The organism is Hymenobacter jejuensis (assembly GCF_006337165.1).
Lineage (GTDB): Bacteria > Bacteroidota > Bacteroidia > Cytophagales > Hymenobacteraceae > Hymenobacter > Hymenobacter jejuensis.
The window spans coordinates 3992854-4008647 of sequence record NZ_CP040896.1 but is presented as its reverse complement, the minus strand read 5'-3'; the positions used below and the strand labels follow the sequence as shown (position 1 = coordinate 4008647).

Sequence of the window (15794 nt, the reverse complement as noted above, 5' to 3'; positions counted from 1 at the left end):
ACCACTAAGCCCATGTACGGCTGACGATGCCTCTCTACGAGCACCAACGGGGATTTATCAGCTAAATATCGGCCCAAAGCCGACACCGTCTAGCTTATGCGTATGGAAACGAGCTCGGTCCCGCAGTAAGCTTCAAGCCTGTGCTTTACTAAGCGCCAATTTTTGGCAAATTTGTAATACAATGGCTTACCGGAATCATCTTGTTCTTGGGCGACTGCATTTAACGGGTTTGGCGCGAACTATTCCGCTCATAATTTTCAGAAAATCAATAAGTTAAGTAAACAGTGTAGCCTTTTGTCGTTTTGCCTTCACCTCTGGTCACGGCTCGCTTATGAATCACTCTTTTGATGCGTTGATTATTGGGGCAGGACAAGCTGGCCCATCGCTGGCCGGTCGGCTCACGGCAGCTGGTTGGAAGGTCGCCCTTGTAGAGCGCAAAAACTACGGCGGCACCTGCGTCAATACGGGTTGCACCCCCACCAAAGCCATGGTTGCCAGTGCGAAAGCCGCGCATACATTGCGCCAGGCAGCGCACTACGGTTTGGCACCAGTAGGAGAAGTCACGGCCGACCTGGCCCAGGTAAAAGCCCGCACGGACCGCATTGTAGCAGCGTCGCGCACCGGCTTGGAAAACTGGCTAAAGCAAATGCCCGGCTGCACGCTTTTTCGGGGTACGGCCCGATTTGTGTCGCCGACGGCGATGCGGGTGGGCGACGAGGTGCTGGAAGCCCGACACATTTTTCTCAACGTGGGCGGGCGCCCTGTCAAGCCGGCGCTGCCGGGCATCGAGCAAGTTCCGTACCTGACCAGCAGCACACTATTGGCCTTGGAAGAATTGCCGGCCCACCTGCTTATCGTGGGCGCGGGGGCTGTGGGACTGGAGTTTGCGCAGCTGTTTCGGCGGCTGGGCTCGCAGGTTACCCTCGTGGAGCGCAACGCGCGCCTGCTCCCCCACGACGACGACGACGTAGCCGCTGCCGTGGCCGATATTCTTACCAATGAGGGCATTACACTGCGGCTTGGGGCCGAGTGCATTAGCTTGGGGCAGGAAAATGGGCGGCCCGTGGTGCACGTCAGCTGCGAAGCAGATTCGTCGCCGAGCCACGGTTCGCACCTGCTGCTGGCCATGGGCCGCCTGCCCAATACCGATGATTTAGACCTCGAAAAAGCAGGGCTCCTGGCCGATGCCCACGGCTACCTCACAGTGGATGAGGCGTTGCAAACGGCCACGCCGGGCATATGGGCGCTCGGCGACTGCAACGGGCGCGGGGCGTTTACGCACACCGCCTACAACGACTTCGAGATTGTGGCCGCCAACCTGCTCGATGGCGGTCAGCGGCGCGTCAGCGACCGGCTGCCGGTTTCGGCCATTTACCTCGACCCACCCTTCGCCAAAGTCGGCCTGACGGAAGCCGAGGTGCGGGCCGCGGGCACACCGGCTTTGGTAGGCAAGCGACCCATGACGAAAGTGGGCCGGGCCGTAGAAAAAGGCGAAACTCAGGGCTTTATGAAGGTGCTGGTGCACGCCGAAACCGACCAGATTTTGGGGGCCAGCATTGTGGGCGTAGGGGGCGACGAAGCCATCCATTGCATCATCACGGCCATGTACGCCCGCCAAACTGCCACCTTCATGCGCAGCAACATGTTTATTCACCCCACGGTTTCGGAGCTGATCCCGACGGTGTTCGGCGAGCTGCAACCGTTGCGTGCCGAGCTTAAAGCAACGGCCAGCACCTGATCTGGTAGATGGAGCCGGACTTTGCTTTAATTTATAAACACTTGATTATATGATACTTACAAAAATAGTCTAAAAAAAACAAAAGCAGATATACGTTTCATAGATTTGGCCGGCGCCTTGCCCGGCCGCGCACTCTCAACACTCGATTACTAGGCTTAGACCAGTAGCCGAGCCGAAGCAGGAGTTCCTGTTTTGGTTTTTCTCGTATTGGCTTTATGCACCAAGAACCTCTTCGCACGGCCGGTCAGCCTTTGGCTACCGCTACCAAAGCCCTTATTCTGCTGCACGGCCGCGGTGGCAGCCCCGCCGACATTCTCTCGCTGGCCCGGCACGTGCACGTGCCGGAGTTTGCGCTGCTGGCGCCGCAAGCCACGCAGAATACCTGGTACCCCAACTCGTTTCTGGCCCCGCCCGCCCAAAATGAACCCTGGCTTTCGGACGCGCTGGCCGCCGTGGGCCGCGCCGTGGCGGAGGCTGAAGCGGCCGGCATTAGTAAGGAAAACATCTATTTCCTGGGCTTCTCTCAGGGTGCCTGCCTCACGCTGGAATATGTGGCCCGCCACGCCACCCGCTACGGCGGCGTGGTCGCCTTTACCGGCGGCCTCATCGGCGATCATCTGGACGCGGCTCGTTACGCCGGTGATTTCGCCGGTACTCCTATTTTCATCGGTACCAGCGACCCGGATTTTCATGTGCCGGTGGAGCGGGTACGGGCTTCCACAAAGCTGCTCACCGGCCTCGGCGGCGCCGTCACCGAGCGGATCTACCCCCACATGGGCCACACCATTTCGCAGGAAGAAATCGACGTTGCTAACTCGCTTATATTTAAATAGTTACTTCGCAACCAGCGACCACTCTCTGATCCTTGCACTTCCTTTTTCTACTTTCCCATGGAACCTCGCATTCTGGGCCTGCACCACGTCACGGCCATCGCTGGCAATGCCCAGCGCAACCATAAGTTCTACACCAAAGTGCTCGGGCTGCGCTTCCTGAAGAAGACCGTCAACTTCGACGACCCGGGCACCTACCACTTTTATTTTGGCGACGAAACCGGCTCGGCCGGCACGATCCTCACGTTTTTCCCCTGGGAGCACATCACCACTGGCCGGCGCGGCATCGGGCAGGCCACCGAAATCGGCTATTCGGTGCCAGCCGGCAGTTTTGATTTCTGGATGCAGCGCTTCGAGCAGCACGGCGTAACCTATAACAAGCCCAGTGAGAAATTTGGGGAGCGCTACCTGACCTTCCTCGACCCCGACGGCCTGAAGCTGGAGCTCATTGAGTCGAAAACTGCTGACTCGCGCACGCCCTGGACCACGGCCGACGTCGGGGCCGACGTAGCGACCAAGGGCTTTCATACCGTCACGCTCACGCTGGCCAGCATCCAACCCACGGCCGAAATTCTGACAGATGTCTTTGGCTATACTTTGCTAGAACAGCACGTCAATCGCTACCGCTACGCGACCGATACAGTGCAGGGCGCCGCCTACATCGATCTGGTGGAAGTGCCCGGCGAGGCACGTAGCGTGACGGCCGGCGGCTCGGTGCACCACATTGCCTTCCGGGTGAAAGACGACGAAGCCGAGTTGTACTTCCGCAACAAGCTGCTTGAGAAGGGCCTACAACCCACGCCCCAAATCGACCGCGACTATTTCCACTCAGTATACTTCCGCGAGCCGGGCGGGGTGCTATTTGAAATTGCAACCGAAAACCCCGGTTTCACCGTGGACGAGCCGCTGGCCGAGTTAGGCACCCACCTGATGCTGCCCAAACAGCACGAGCGGCTGCGGGCACGCTTGGAGACCAGCCTGCCTCCTATCGGCTAGCGCGGGGCTAGCAATTCTTCCCCAAAAAAGCTTTGACCCGGTCGCGGTAGCCGCGCGTCCATTTGAGGCAGTGGCCGCCGACCAGGCGCACGAGGTATTCGCCGTTGAAATACGATTCGAGCTCCTCGATGTAGTTGAGGTTGACGATGTAGGAGCGGTTGATGCGCGTGAAATCGGCCGGATCGAGGCGCTGCTCTAGCTGCGTCAGGCTCTCGTAAATGGTATGGGTCTGGCGCAGCGTGTGCAGGGTGATGTAGTTGCCGTCGGCATCGAAGTAGAGGATGTCGGCGGCCTTGATAAAGAACAGCTTGTGGCGGTCTTTCACCAGCAGGCGCTTGCGATAAGAGTCGGCAGGCAGCGGCGCTTTTTCCGGTGGCAGCGAGCCTAAACGTGATGTTTCCATAAGGCAAAATAGTTGCGGGAACAGCCGTTCCCCGATGGGTTTGTATGGGCAACAGAAGCCCCGGCCCGCCGCTCAGGCGAGCTAATAAGGGGAAAGTAAAATCGGTTGAGAATGGTAGCAGGAGCGCCCTGTGCCGGGGCTTACAGCACCTGCACCTGCGGCAGATACGAGGCGCCCACCGGCACGCAATGGCCCTGCACGCCCAACTGGTGGCGCTCGATTTTATCTATTTTGGCAATGGCCACGATGAAGGAGCGGTGCACCCGAACAAACTTGCCGGCGGGCAGCACCTCTAGTAATTCGGTGAAGGTCATGCGCGAGAGCAGCCGTTTGCCCTCCAGCACAAACGTGACATAGTTGCCGGCCGCCTCCAGGTACAGAATTTCATCGTAAAGCACCCTGACCTGCTCGTATCCGGTTTTCAGAAACAGATAGTCTTTGGGCGCGGCGGCCTGGCCGCGCAGTTGCCGTAGCTCGTGGGCCTTGTTGCAAGCTTTTGCAAACCGGGCCAGCGAGAAGGGCTTGAGCAGGTAATCGACGGCATCTAGCTCAAAGCTGGCAACGGCATGCTCGGCGTAGGCGGTGGTGAAAACGACCAACGGCTTGGTTGACAGGCTGCGCACAAACTCCAGCCCCGAGAGGTCGGGCATGTTGATGTCCAGAAAAAGCAGGTCAACCGGCTCTTGTTGCAGATACGCCAAGGCGTCGAAGGCATTGGTAAAGCAGGCTTTCAGCTCCACAAAGGGCACTTTCGCCGCCAGGGCGCGCACCACTTCCAGCGCCATGGGTTCATCATCTAGGGCAAGGGCCGTCATGGGGATTTTGTTCTGCTAAGTGGCCGACCGAAGGTCTGGTTTTCTACGAATTTACCGGCAAGTGCGCGGCCTTACAACTGCAACGTCAGGTGCACGAAATACTCCTCTACGGTTTCCCGGATAACCAACTCATGCCGCTCCGGATACAGCAGAGCCAGCCGCTGCCTCACGTTGTCGAGCCCGATGCCGGCGTTCTCCTTTTCAACGCCCTGTTCCCGCTTGGTGTGGGTGCTGTTGTACACATCAAAATAGAGCGCGTTCTGCGTGCAATGCAGCGTAATCCGAATCCAGGAGGGCTCTTGCAGGCTGATGCCGTGCTTAAAGGCATTTTCCACAAACGGAATCAGCAGCATTGGCGCGATGAATTGCTCGTCTACAACCTCGTCAATAGTGGTTTGGATGGCCACAGTGGACGAAGTTGCCGTCCGCAGCGACTGCAACTCAATGTAGTTGCGCAGGTACTCGATTTCGCGGGAAAGCAGAATTTTGGGCTGGTGGTTTTCGTGGAGCATGAAGCGCATCATGTCGCCCAGCAACTGAATGCCGTGCGCCGTGCGCTCGCTATTTTCTTGCAATGCCGTACCGTAGAGCGTATTCAGGGCGTTGAACAAGAAGTGCGGGTTGATCTGGGAGCGCAGAAAATCCAGCGTGGCCGTCGACTGGCCCAGCTCGGTTTTCAGTCCGTAGAGCTCGGCGTGTGCGCGCCGGCGGCGCTGAGAAATCACCCAAGCGAGCGGCACCGTTACCAGCAGGTGACAGATGGTAACCAAGAAGCCAAACTCCGCGGCTTCGTCTTCGCTACGCGACAGAAGCAGCCCCGCCACCCACACCGGTATAAGCAGCACGAGCAACACCCCTACGCTTCTTAGCAAGTAGCTGCGCAGCGGATGCGATTTACGCAAGCAGTTAGGTATCAGTGTATTAACCGCAAAGCCGTAAAAGAGCAGCCCGGAAGGCAGCAGTAAGGTCCAGAACAACAGCAGTTCTCGTTCCGCTTCGGACAGCAACAGCAGCAACATACAGCCCATCCACGCTGCCCCTCCAATCAGGGCGTCGCGAAGCAAGGTTTGGTGGGGCGATGGAAGAGTTGTCGATTCAAACTCGTTCTCGTTCATACAGAGGCAATTGGTTAAGCGCGGCCGCATCCGCTGAAGGCGTTACCGGCAAACTAGTGGAACAATGGGGCTCCTTGCAAGGGCTTATCGAAAGCAAGGTTAGGCGGCCTCCGCGAGAGCCAAAACTCTATGTGACGAAAGGCTGGAAAAATGGGACGAACCCACTGGAATCGGCTGGTATTGCGGTCCTTTCCTGCTGAGGTCTTACTTTTCGTACGCCGATTTCCTTCCACTCCTAGCTACCCGCCCGATGCTCTCCGTGACCCTTGCTTCCTCCGACGATGACCTGCGGGGCATTCTGGCGCTGCAACAGCAAAACCTGCCGCGGGTACTGGCCCCGGAAGTGCGGGCGCAAGAGGGATTTGTTACACTGGAATACACTTTCGAGCAGATGCAACGCATGCACCAAGCCGGCCCCTCCGTAATCGCCCTCGACGGCACCCGCGTGGTGGGTTACGCCATCACCGCGTTGCCCGAGGTGCGAGCCCATGTGCCGGAGCTGGAAAGTTTGTTTGCCTTCGCCGATGTGCTGCCCTACCACGGCACCCCCCTGAAGCAGCGAGCCTATTACCTGATGGGCCAAGTCTGCATCGCCCAGGGCTATCGGGGGCAGGGCTTGTTTGACCGCCTCTACCAGCACCATCGCGCCGTGTACGGCGGGCGCTACGATTTTTTACTCACCGACATTTCCCTTCGCAACCCGCGCTCTTTGCGCGCCCACCAGCGGCTCGGATTTCAAACTGTGGGCCAAATGCAGACTCCGGCCACGGACGAGCACTGGGCAGTCGTGCTCTGGGATTGGCAGAACCCAGCGCCGGCTTACCCGCAAACTGAGCGGGCTAGTTAGCCCCTATCTTCTCTATCTTAATCCTATCGTAAATTTGACCACAAAGTCAAGTGTATAAGTGTTTGATAATCAATTATTTATAAATATCAGTAGGCAGCAACGGGAATTGTATGTTGGACGGCTTCGAAGGGCAACTGCACATCGGTAAGGCGCCACGTCAGGCCGGTGCGGCGCAGGGTAAGCGTCACGGCCGGCGCGTGCGTGTTGGGGTCCAGCACACAAAGCGTGTAACGGTCCATGGATTCAAATACCCCGGCCTGCATCGGTCCGTTTTCCTCCTCACCCGGCTGCGCGGCTGGTTCGGGCTCCTGACCAAACGCAGCGGCGCAGTGGCCCCGTACCAAAGCGGCCAAATGGCGCGGCTGCAAAGCCGAAGCGACCAACGCATCGACCCAAGTGTTGGCAGCCGACACCGCCACGAGCCGGAAGGAGTTGCCGGAAGCCTTCGCGGCGTCGGGCATGTGCCCGCTAGGCCGCGCGGCAAGGGCCAGCAACTGCTCGTGTAGCCCGACCTGCACGGCGGGCAAGTCGGCGTAGCGGTTGAGGGCTACCACGTCGCCGGCCGCGGCGGCTTCCTGAAGGTGACGCAACGCACGGTACGGGCCCGACCGAAACCAAAACAGGCTAGCTAACACCGTACAGATCAATGTATAAAGTAGAATTCTTCTCATAGAGGATGTCATAACTCCTTTGTCGGTATAAATATAACATAATGACTCACGAAATGCTACTTGCTTTATTATATGGACATATTGACCTTTAATTTATATAAATAATTTAATAAATATCTGTATATAAATCAGCCAATAAAGTTTTGATATTTCGAGTTTCTCTAATTGCCACCGAAGGAATGCTTTCCTTGCCAGCTAAGTTGTGTACAGGCACCAGATCTTGAAGAGGAGCGCCTCATATAAGATACGAAAAACTGTTTTTCTATCGAGCAGAACCCTGAAAACTGCCACCCGCAGCATGAAATCCGGTTACTACCACGGGTGGCTGCACCAGGGTTTGTTTCTTCAACGGAGCGGTCCGTTTTTTTGCAGGAACGGTGTTTTCTCTGTAAATCAGCCGGCTCTAAACCTTCTCGACTCAACCCTACTTCCCGCCCATGAACCAGCCCGACCGCGAACGCCTCCTCAACGAATTACAGCATCTGCTAGAAGGCGGCAATGCGCATGTGTCTTTCGAAGAGGCTTGCGCCGACGTGCCGCCCTCCTTGCTCAACCAAGCCGTGCCGGAACTACCCTACACGCTCTGGCAGCTGGCCGAGCACATCCGCATCGCGCAGTGGGACATCGTCGAATTCTGTATCAATCCGGCGCACGTATCCCCGAAGTGGCCCGACGAATACTGGCCGGCTCCGGACGCGCAGGGCGATGCAGCGAGTTGGGCGGCGACGCTCACCCAGATTCGGGAGGATCGGGAGCGCTTTCTGACCCTGATCCGCGATCCGGCCCAGGATCTGTTTGCGACTTTGCCGCACGGCACCGGCCAGAATCTCTTTCGCGAGGCCGTGCTCATCGCCGACCATTCGGCTTACCACACCGGCCAGATCATTCTGCTGCGGCGCCTGCTCCGCAACTGGGGCTAACGATTGTACCGTCTTATTTATCAAGTAGTTACTTATCGGGCACCCGCCGGTTGATTACCCTGTCCTGAACCTTAATCTGAGGGGAAATCGGCCTTTCCACCTTCGTCGGCGCGGCAGGATTGGCGCCCATCTCCTGCTTATACAGGTTGTGATCGTTTTGCAGATTCTGCACGGATTCGCGCAGGGTAGCGGCGTTTTCCACAATGAATTGCTGGTCGGGGCCCGACAGCGTCGTCAGGTACGCCTGCTTTTCCGATTCCGGCTTGAGCACGTACGTCATGCCCGCGATCAGCGTCTCGACCGGTACGGGCATGTGTGTACCGCCGGCTTTACCTTTGGGCGGGCTCCACGTCAGGCCTCCGCCGGGCGCCACGCACTGACACACTTGGTTGCCGGTGCATTTGCAGGTTTGCTGGGCGTTCGCCACTTGGCCAAAGCCCACTACTGTTGCCAACAAGGCAGCGAGATGGAGAGTAGCTTTCCACATGGTTTATTTCGTTTGAAAGGGATGGATTTGCGAGGTGTCGCGTGCCGCCGGCGCAAAGCCGTCGCCGGGATAAATCGGCACGCTGATGGTGGGATCTTCGACATTCGCGGCGATGCCGTGCACAATGGTGGTAATGATGATGCTGCCCCCGATAAACGCCAGAAAAACGCCCGGCGAACTGGCCGTAAACTTGATCCGGGCGCGTTCCAGCCCTTCGGCCTCGAAGCCAATAGGACTGTCGCGTACGCCCTTTACCACGACCACGGCCCCCAGTATGGCCAGCAGCGTACCGACCATAAACCCGATGTATTTGATTAGCGAATTGGTGTGCTCAAACCGGGCGCCGTATTCGTAGCGCTTGTAGGCTATTTGCAATTGGGCCTTGATGAGATTGGCCCGCAGCCGGTCGTCGGGCATGGCGTCCAGCGCGAGCCGATCGACCATAACTTTGTCGTGCGCCGACATAAAATCGGCGCCCGACGCCGCGTTTACGCTGGTGAAGTAAAAGGCCACAAAACCGACCAGCAAAAAGCAAAACACATACAGAATCAAATCTTCGGGGGTGAAATCCGCGGAAAAGAAGCCGGGGGCCGACGCCGGTATTTTTGGGTTCTTGTCCTCTACAAATCCTTCCATCGCATTTGCTTTTTACTCCGCATTCACTCTCCAAAAACTCAAAAATTATTCTTGCATATCGTATTGGTATATAATCACTTATACAAAAGGCTAAAAGCCACCGCGGCGCCCAATCGCAAAAGGCAACGGCTTCGGAAATGGCGGTCCAAAACAGGTTTGGGCAACAGGCTATCTGTACCAGATGAAGAGCCGCTGCGGGCGCCGAGAAATGCCGCAGGAAGCTGGCCGGGAGAGGAGGCCGCGGAAGGAAAAGGCCTGCCGCGTACGAGGAAGTTGACTGGAAGGACGCCGGCGGGCATCCTTCAATATTCGAAAGACTTAATATACCTTAAATTCCGCAAACCCCAACGCGCGAAATGGCTGCTTGCAGCGGCCTTGCACCGCCTAAGCGCCGCTGGGAGTGGGCCGCCAGCGGAAGGCCTGCGGATCGAGGGCGCGCATGGTGCATAGCACGCCGTCGAGGTGGTCGCATTCGTGCTGCAACAACTCGGCTAGGCTAGCGTCTTCCACTTGCCACGTCTGGGGCTGCCAGTTGGCATCGCGGTAACGCACCCTCACTTGCTGATGGCGGCGCACTCGCACCAACAGATTGGGAAAGCTCATGCAGTCGTCCCACAACTCGAAGGTGGCCGCGCTCATCTCCACCAACTCGGGATTAATCAGTACCAGCGGCCGATCGACGTTCAGGTACACCAGCCGCTTCATGATTCCGAGTTGCGGGGCCGCAATGCCGCGCCCGAAGCGATACGTGGCACGAATGTCTTCCATGACGGCGTGCAGGTCGGCTACCCAGCCCGCCACCAAGGGCAACTCGGCTTCGAGCACCGGCGCGCACGTCTCATACAGGCGCGGGTCGCCCAAGAGCAACAGATCAGCCAAGGTTTTCATGTGATGAAGAAACGCATAAACTCACGCTCCCAACGCCAAGCGTAGAAGCAAGAGCAGGACTTACTTACTGGAGCGTTTTGAGCCGGAAGTTTTTGTATTCGATTTTCATCGGAGGGCCTACGTGAACCTGTACGCCAATCCAGCCGCCCATTTTGCGGTTTGTGGCATCGTCATCCGTCACATCGGACATCAGCGCCCCGTTGATGTAGTGCTGCAAGTGATTGCCTTTCGCTATTACGTGCACCTGGTTCCACTCGCCGGGCTTCACGAGTTGGCCTAAGGCTGCGCGGCCGCCGCCCAGACTATCGAGCACTTGGGGCGGTTGGCCTTCGAGAAGCCGCACGCGTTGCCCGCGCAAGGCCAGAAACTTGCGTCCTCGCTCCTCGTAGTTCTGGCCCGAGTAGCGGTTGCGGCCGTCGAGGTCGGCTTGGTAGCCTTTCAGGGCATGCGCCACGCCCGGCACGTCTTCGCTGCGGTAGTTGATGCCGCTGTTGCCCAACGCGGAGATCCGATAATCGACCAGCAGCTCAAAATCGCGGGGCTGGCCGCCGCGCCAAATGATAAAGGTATTCTGCTTTACCAGGGTTTCGGGCGTGATCTCGCCCACCAACACGCCATCGCGCACGTGCCAGTACGTGGAGTCGTACTCCCAGCCGTTCAGGGTTTTTCCGTCGAAAATGGCTTGGTAGCCCTGTTCCGCGCGCGGGGCTTTTTGGGAAGTGCTGCAACTTATCGTCAGCAGCAGCAAACTCACACGCAGCAATAACGCCGGAGTATTCATAGCAGAAAATATAAGCAAGACGGAAGAAGGCCCCGGAAGATAGGAAGCCGAAAGTCGGGTAATAATAAAAAATATTAAAGCACTGATCCACAACAAGTTGTATTTGCAACCGGGATACACAACCCGAACGTGCCTCCAGCCGGCAGCTTGGCCAAAAGTATTTCACAAGCCAGGCAACCCTTTTCAGCTACCCTCCGAGTAGACAACATCCCCCTTGGCGAACTAGCTGCCTTTCTCTGATCATCTGCTCCGCTTTAACATCCTCTTTCATCTTTAACGGGTACTGACATGAAGACTTTTACGCGTTCGCTGGTCGTGCTTTTGTTGCTCGTGCTGGCCGGTCCTTCCGCCTGGGCGGAAACAGTCATTATCAAGGTGACGGATAACGCCTATACGCCCCAAACCGTTACGGTGCATCCCGGCGATGTGGTGAAGTGGCAATACGAAGGCGGCACCAACTCCCACCCTACCGCTTCCGATAATGCGGCGTGGGTGACGTTTACCATCAACACGGCCAACCCCACCAATTCCATCACCTTCAACAACGCTGGCTCCTTTCCTTACCACTGCACTTTCCACGGTGCCCCCGGCGTTGGCATGTATGGCGTCATTACGGTGGCCGTGGCTACGCCCGTACGCCCGATGGCGGTGGCTCCGTCGGCGTTTCGCTGCTATCCTAACCCCGCCGACGGCGTCGTGACCCTGACGCTGGACAACCCGCAGGCCCGCGCCAACGCCTCCGTGCAACTCATCAACAGCCTCGGAACGCTCGTGCGTACCTTAACCGTAGGCTCCGAAGCCAAGACCGAAGCCACGCTGACACTGCCGGTCGCCGACCTGCCGGCCGGCCTGTATGGCTGCCGCTGGCTGGTAAATGGGCAGGTGGTAGCCCGGCAACGCGTGATGCTCATCCACTGACCCCTCACAAGCATACTGCCCCTAGCGGCACATCTGCGCAAAAAGCCCGGCCTGAGAGGCCGGGCTTTTCTGTGTAATCCTCATTCGCTCTGCTACAACGCGCTGCGTGTGAGCTATTTCGTACCAGTCCGTCAACCAAACTTTTCTCTAACATTCCGTCCCAAAACTTGCATGTTCGCTTAAATATGCATTACTTAAAATATAGTATTGACGCGATCTTTACAGCCCTACGGCACTGCGTCCGACGCGCGGTGCCCCGATAGCCTATTGCATTTGCTAGTGCCTCCTGATCTGGCCGCCAAAACGGCCACCAGCTTAGGAATTGGGTGTACTGAATTTTGAGGGGCAAGACCCGCTAAGGGGTCTGGAGCGGGTTGCTTACTCGGTAACGCAACCTGCCAAAACTGGCTATTGACTTGTTCAACGCAAGATAGATCGAGGGGAGGGAACAGGCAGCTAAACCGATAACATTCTGATTATAAGACCATTATCTACCTCCTTGTAACGGAGCAGATTCTGGTCCCTGCGAGGCAGGCCGCACAGTTACCCCAATGCGGGGTACCCGGTAGTTGATAGAGCATTTATCTGACAAAGATGATCTCGCACGCGCTTACCATTGTGGTCAATGAGCTAAACAAGCACCTGGCCGTGTACGGGCCGGTTGCACCGCCCAACGAAGCCAAGCTCGGCAACTTGGCCGAGGGCTTGGGTGGCCAAAACGGCGGCGTGCCCCGCGACCGGCTCATCCTGTCAGTGGTGAACATTCGGGAAGAAAAAGCGCTGAAAAACATCCCCAATTACGTCCGCAACGACACCCGGCTCACGGTCACGTACGAAAACCCGCCGGTCTTTCTGAATTTCCAGGTCTTGATGGCCGCCACCCACAGCGACTACGTCAATGCGCTGCTCATCCTGTCGCGGGGCATCCGGTTTTTTCAGGCCCAAAACGTGTTCACACCGGATTCGGTAGCCCCCGAGTCCATCACCCAGAATGCGCCCACCAATCCACTCGATCAGCTGGAAGGCTTCAAGCTGATTTTTGATCTGTACTCGCCTATGATGGAGGAGGTTAGCTATCTCTGGGGCACGCTGGGCGGCAAGCAATTCCCCTTTGTGCTCTACACCCTGCGCATGCTCGATCTCAAGTTCCGGGCGGTGCAAAGCGAGAGCGGCCTGATTACCGAGATCGACAGCACGTTTTTCACCAAACCACCTGTGGGCCAATAGCATGGCAGAGCGCATCCGCATCGGCTACCAGCGCCTTTTCGAGGTCAGACTGCTCCATCATTATTGGCTGGACGAAGGCCTAACCGTGTTCGACGCCCTGCTCGACGCCGTGCAGCTCAAGCGCCTGCTAACCTACGACGTGCGTTCGTTTCTGGCCATCGAGCCCACGCCCGCCACGGCGCAGGCGTTGCAGGGGCTGCGCGGCGTTTTCAAAAGCACGGCGCTTGGGGGCGTGGTGGCCGTTAAGAAAGACACGGTGATTCCGGATGATGCTGTTTTTGAGATCGTTATCACCGTACAGAACGCGCATTTTTTCGACTATACAGCCCTGACGCTGCCGGAACACAAGATCTACGAGATCTATTATCTGCCGGAAAAAACGACGTATCGCTACAAGGAAAACGTGCCCGTTTTTTCTAACCTGACCGGCGTACCGCGCGGGGCGGGCGCAACTAGGGCGTTGTTTTTATCCCAGGAAATTCCGGCCCTCTCCCCCACCGACCGCGTCGAGTCGCTGGTGCGGGCGGGCGCGGCGCTTGAGCAGCTCACCAGCGACCAGCCCGGCGCCAACACCCAGCAGCTAAGCGCGCAAGCCACTGATATGCCGGTGTTTGTAAACCAAGCCGACGTGCCCGCCATCGTGCCGCCACCGGGCCTGACTGGCGCGCCGGCCCGCGGCATCCGGCTGACGAACGGCATTCCCGACAACGTATTTGCCCTCGTGCAAATCGCGGCCGTGAAGCCCGGCGATCTTGAGTACAGCTGCACCAGCGGCGGCCTGGCGAAGCCCGATTATCCCGTTTTTCAGGTTCGTTTCCGCAATCGCGCTACGTTCTGGCAATACTTCAACCGCAGCACCGGCGCGCCGGTCTCGGCCGAGCCCACAGCCTTGCCACTCACCGTGTTCGGCAATGCGGGCACCAAGCGCAAGCCTTCCGAAGGCGTGATCAAGGCCACTTTCGATAGCGCAGACCCCACCAGAGTCACCGGAATTTTCTCGGAGATCTTCGAGTAAATGTTTGTATTTCAACTAGTTGCAAAAACATAAGCCATGGCAACACTCTATAAAACGCCGGGGGTTTACATTGAAGAAATCCCCAAGTTCCCGCCCTCCATTGCGCCCGTCGAAACGGCGATTCCGGCCTTCATCGGCTACACGCAGAAGGCGGAAGACGTGGTGGCCGACGACCTGGTGCTGAAGCCAACCCGCATTGCGTCCATGGTTGATTATGAGAAGTATTTCGGGGGGCCGCAGCCCGAGGAAAAGATCACGGTAGCCGTGGCAGAAAAGCAGGACGCCGGCGGCAACACGCTCGAAATCAAAGCGGTAGCTACCGTCGCCGAAACTGATCGCTCGAAGCACATTCTGTACTACGCCTTGCAGATGTTTTTTGCCAACGGCGGCGGGCCTTGCTACATTGTGTCGGCGGGCGTTTACAAGGCATTTGGTAACCCTTTGGTAGAGAAAGAGTTACACGACGCCCTGGATACGCTGGTTAACGTTGACGAACCCACCCTGATCGTAATTCCGGAGGCGCAACAACTGAGCATCGGCGATTTCAAAAACCTGCACGACGCAGCCCTGCTGCAATGCGAAACGCTGAAAGACCGCTTTGTGGTGATGGATGTGCACGGCGACAGCATCTCGCTCTCCGACCCCGACGCGGATCTGCTGACGGCCATTGGCAATTTCCGGACCAGCGGCATCGGCACCAACAACCTCAAATACGGCGCTGCCTACGGCCCTAACCTCGATACGGTGCTGGATTTTGCCATCGACGAAACCAAGATTGACGTAGCGCACAGCATCAACGGCGCGGCTGCGACCACGGCCAAACTCGATACGCTCCAGGCCGGCAGCAACCGCATGTACGAGCTGGCCAAAGCTGCCGTCCGCGACATGAGCTGCATCCTGCCGCCGAGCGCGGCGGTGGTGGGTATTTATGCCGCCGTCGACAACAGCCGCGGCGTGTGGAAAGCGCCGGGCAACGTGAGCGTAAACAGCGTGATTCAGCCCGCAATCCTGTTTTCGAACCTTGTGCAGGATCAGATGAACGTGGACGTGGTGGCGGGCAAATCGGTGAATGCCATTCGCGCGTTTACGGGCAAAGGCACGCTGGTGTGGGGCGCTCGCACGCTGGCTGGCAACGACAACGAGTGGCGCTACGTCAACGTCCGCCGCTTCTTCATTTTCGTGGAAGAATCGACCAAGAAAGCCATCGAATCGTTCGTGTTTGAGCCCAACGACGCCAATACTTGGGTACGGGTGCAGGCCATGATCGAGAACTTCCTGACCACGCTCTGGCGCCAGGGCGCGCTGCAAGGCATTAAGCCCGAGCACGCCTTTTACGTGGCCGTGGGCCTGGGCAAAACTATGACCGCGCTGGACATTCTGGAAGGCCGCCTGAACGTCGAGATCGGGATGGCCGTGGTGCGGCCCGCCGAGTTCATCATCCTGAAATTCTCGCACAAGCTGGCCGAATCATAAGGCTAACCATTTGTTTGTGAGCCATTTATCGCCA

17 protein-coding genes are annotated in these 15794 nt (G+C 57.8%); 9 read left to right on the top strand and 8 right to left on the bottom strand.

What is annotated here, in order from left to right:
- Nucleotides 1-331: 331 nt before the first annotated feature.
- The 3 genes from FHG12_RS16600 (at nucleotide 332) to FHG12_RS16590 (ending at nucleotide 3564) form a co-directional block, all read left to right on the top strand.
- Entirely contained in the window at nucleotides 332-1738 is a 1407-nt protein-coding gene (locus FHG12_RS16600) for an FAD-containing oxidoreductase (protein WP_139516791.1), read from the top strand.
- A 215-nt stretch (nucleotides 1739-1953) separates the two neighbouring features.
- Nucleotides 1954-2571, top strand: a complete 618-nt coding sequence (locus FHG12_RS16595; RefSeq protein WP_139516790.1) for an alpha/beta hydrolase — start codon at nucleotides 1954-1956, stop codon at nucleotides 2569-2571.
- Nucleotides 2572-2628: 57 nt separating this feature from the next.
- Nucleotides 2629-3564 (top strand): ring-cleaving dioxygenase, encoded by a 936-nt coding sequence (locus FHG12_RS16590; RefSeq protein WP_139516789.1) that lies wholly within the window; start codon nucleotides 2629-2631, stop codon nucleotides 3562-3564.
- 7 nt (nucleotides 3565-3571) lie between these two features.
- Here FHG12_RS16590 and FHG12_RS16585 read toward each other — a convergent pair whose 3' ends face one another.
- From FHG12_RS16585 to FHG12_RS16575, 3 genes are all read right to left on the bottom strand, one after another.
- Complete coding sequence (locus FHG12_RS16585; RefSeq protein ID WP_139516788.1) at nucleotides 3572-3967, bottom strand: LytR/AlgR family response regulator transcription factor; 396 nt, start codon at nucleotides 3965-3967, stop codon at nucleotides 3572-3574.
- A gap of 140 nt (nucleotides 3968-4107) precedes the next feature.
- The gene (locus tag FHG12_RS16580) at nucleotides 4108-4782 is read right to left on the bottom strand and encodes a LytR/AlgR family response regulator transcription factor (RefSeq protein WP_139516787.1); all 675 of its coding nucleotides are present in this window, start codon (nucleotides 4780-4782) and stop codon (nucleotides 4108-4110) included.
- A gap of 71 nt (nucleotides 4783-4853) precedes the next feature.
- Nucleotides 4854-5897, bottom strand: a complete 1044-nt coding sequence (locus FHG12_RS16575; protein WP_230471163.1) for a sensor histidine kinase — start codon at nucleotides 5895-5897, stop codon at nucleotides 4854-4856.
- 250 nt (nucleotides 5898-6147) lie between these two features.
- Here FHG12_RS16575 and FHG12_RS16570 point away from each other — a divergent pair, with 250 nt between their 5' ends.
- On the top strand, nucleotides 6148-6744 hold the full coding sequence (locus FHG12_RS16570; protein ID WP_139516785.1) for a GNAT family N-acetyltransferase: 597 nt from the start codon (nucleotides 6148-6150) through the stop codon (nucleotides 6742-6744).
- An 86-nt stretch (nucleotides 6745-6830) separates the two neighbouring features.
- Here FHG12_RS16570 and FHG12_RS16565 read toward each other — a convergent pair whose 3' ends face one another.
- Entirely contained in the window at nucleotides 6831-7415 is a 585-nt protein-coding gene (locus FHG12_RS16565; protein ID WP_165699431.1) for a DUF2939 domain-containing protein, read from the bottom strand.
- Between the two features lie 437 nt (nucleotides 7416-7852).
- Between FHG12_RS16565 and FHG12_RS16560 the strand changes: the two genes are divergently transcribed.
- Nucleotides 7853-8335 (top strand): DinB family protein, encoded by a 483-nt coding sequence (locus FHG12_RS16560; protein ID WP_139516783.1) that lies wholly within the window; start codon nucleotides 7853-7855, stop codon nucleotides 8333-8335.
- A gap of 28 nt (nucleotides 8336-8363) precedes the next feature.
- On the opposite strand, the gene FHG12_RS16555 is transcribed toward FHG12_RS16560, so the two are convergent.
- The 4 genes from FHG12_RS16555 to FHG12_RS16540 all read right to left on the bottom strand — a co-directional run bounded on the left by FHG12_RS16555 (nucleotide 8364) and on the right by FHG12_RS16540 (nucleotide 11127).
- Entirely contained in the window at nucleotides 8364-8822 is a 459-nt protein-coding gene (locus FHG12_RS16555; protein WP_139516782.1) for a hypothetical protein, read from the bottom strand.
- Between the two features lie 3 nt (nucleotides 8823-8825).
- Nucleotides 8826-9458 (bottom strand): hypothetical protein, encoded by a 633-nt coding sequence (locus FHG12_RS16550; protein ID WP_139516781.1) that lies wholly within the window; start codon nucleotides 9456-9458, stop codon nucleotides 8826-8828.
- A 384-nt stretch (nucleotides 9459-9842) separates the two neighbouring features.
- Nucleotides 9843-10346, bottom strand: coding sequence for a peptide deformylase (locus FHG12_RS16545; protein ID WP_139516780.1), 504 nt, complete (start codon nucleotides 10344-10346; stop codon nucleotides 9843-9845).
- 64 nt (nucleotides 10347-10410) lie between these two features.
- Nucleotides 10411-11127, bottom strand: a complete 717-nt coding sequence (locus FHG12_RS16540) for a 3-keto-disaccharide hydrolase (RefSeq protein ID WP_139516779.1) — start codon at nucleotides 11125-11127, stop codon at nucleotides 10411-10413.
- A 288-nt stretch (nucleotides 11128-11415) separates the two neighbouring features.
- Between FHG12_RS16540 and FHG12_RS16535 the strand changes: the two genes are divergently transcribed.
- The 4 genes from FHG12_RS16535 to FHG12_RS16520 all read left to right on the top strand — a co-directional run bounded on the left by FHG12_RS16535 (nucleotide 11416) and on the right by FHG12_RS16520 (nucleotide 15760).
- Nucleotides 11416-12045 (top strand): T9SS type A sorting domain-containing protein, encoded by a 630-nt coding sequence (locus FHG12_RS16535; RefSeq protein ID WP_139516778.1) that lies wholly within the window; start codon nucleotides 11416-11418, stop codon nucleotides 12043-12045.
- A 594-nt stretch (nucleotides 12046-12639) separates the two neighbouring features.
- On the top strand, nucleotides 12640-13272 hold the full coding sequence (locus FHG12_RS16530; protein ID WP_139516777.1) for a DUF4255 domain-containing protein: 633 nt from the start codon (nucleotides 12640-12642) through the stop codon (nucleotides 13270-13272).
- A 1-nt stretch (nucleotide 13273) separates the two neighbouring features.
- Nucleotides 13274-14287, top strand: a complete 1014-nt coding sequence (locus FHG12_RS16525) for a hypothetical protein (protein WP_139516776.1) — start codon at nucleotides 13274-13276, stop codon at nucleotides 14285-14287.
- Between the two features lie 36 nt (nucleotides 14288-14323).
- Complete coding sequence (locus FHG12_RS16520) at nucleotides 14324-15760, top strand: phage tail sheath family protein (RefSeq protein ID WP_139516775.1); 1437 nt, start codon at nucleotides 14324-14326, stop codon at nucleotides 15758-15760.
- Nucleotides 15761-15794 lie beyond the last annotated feature (34 nt).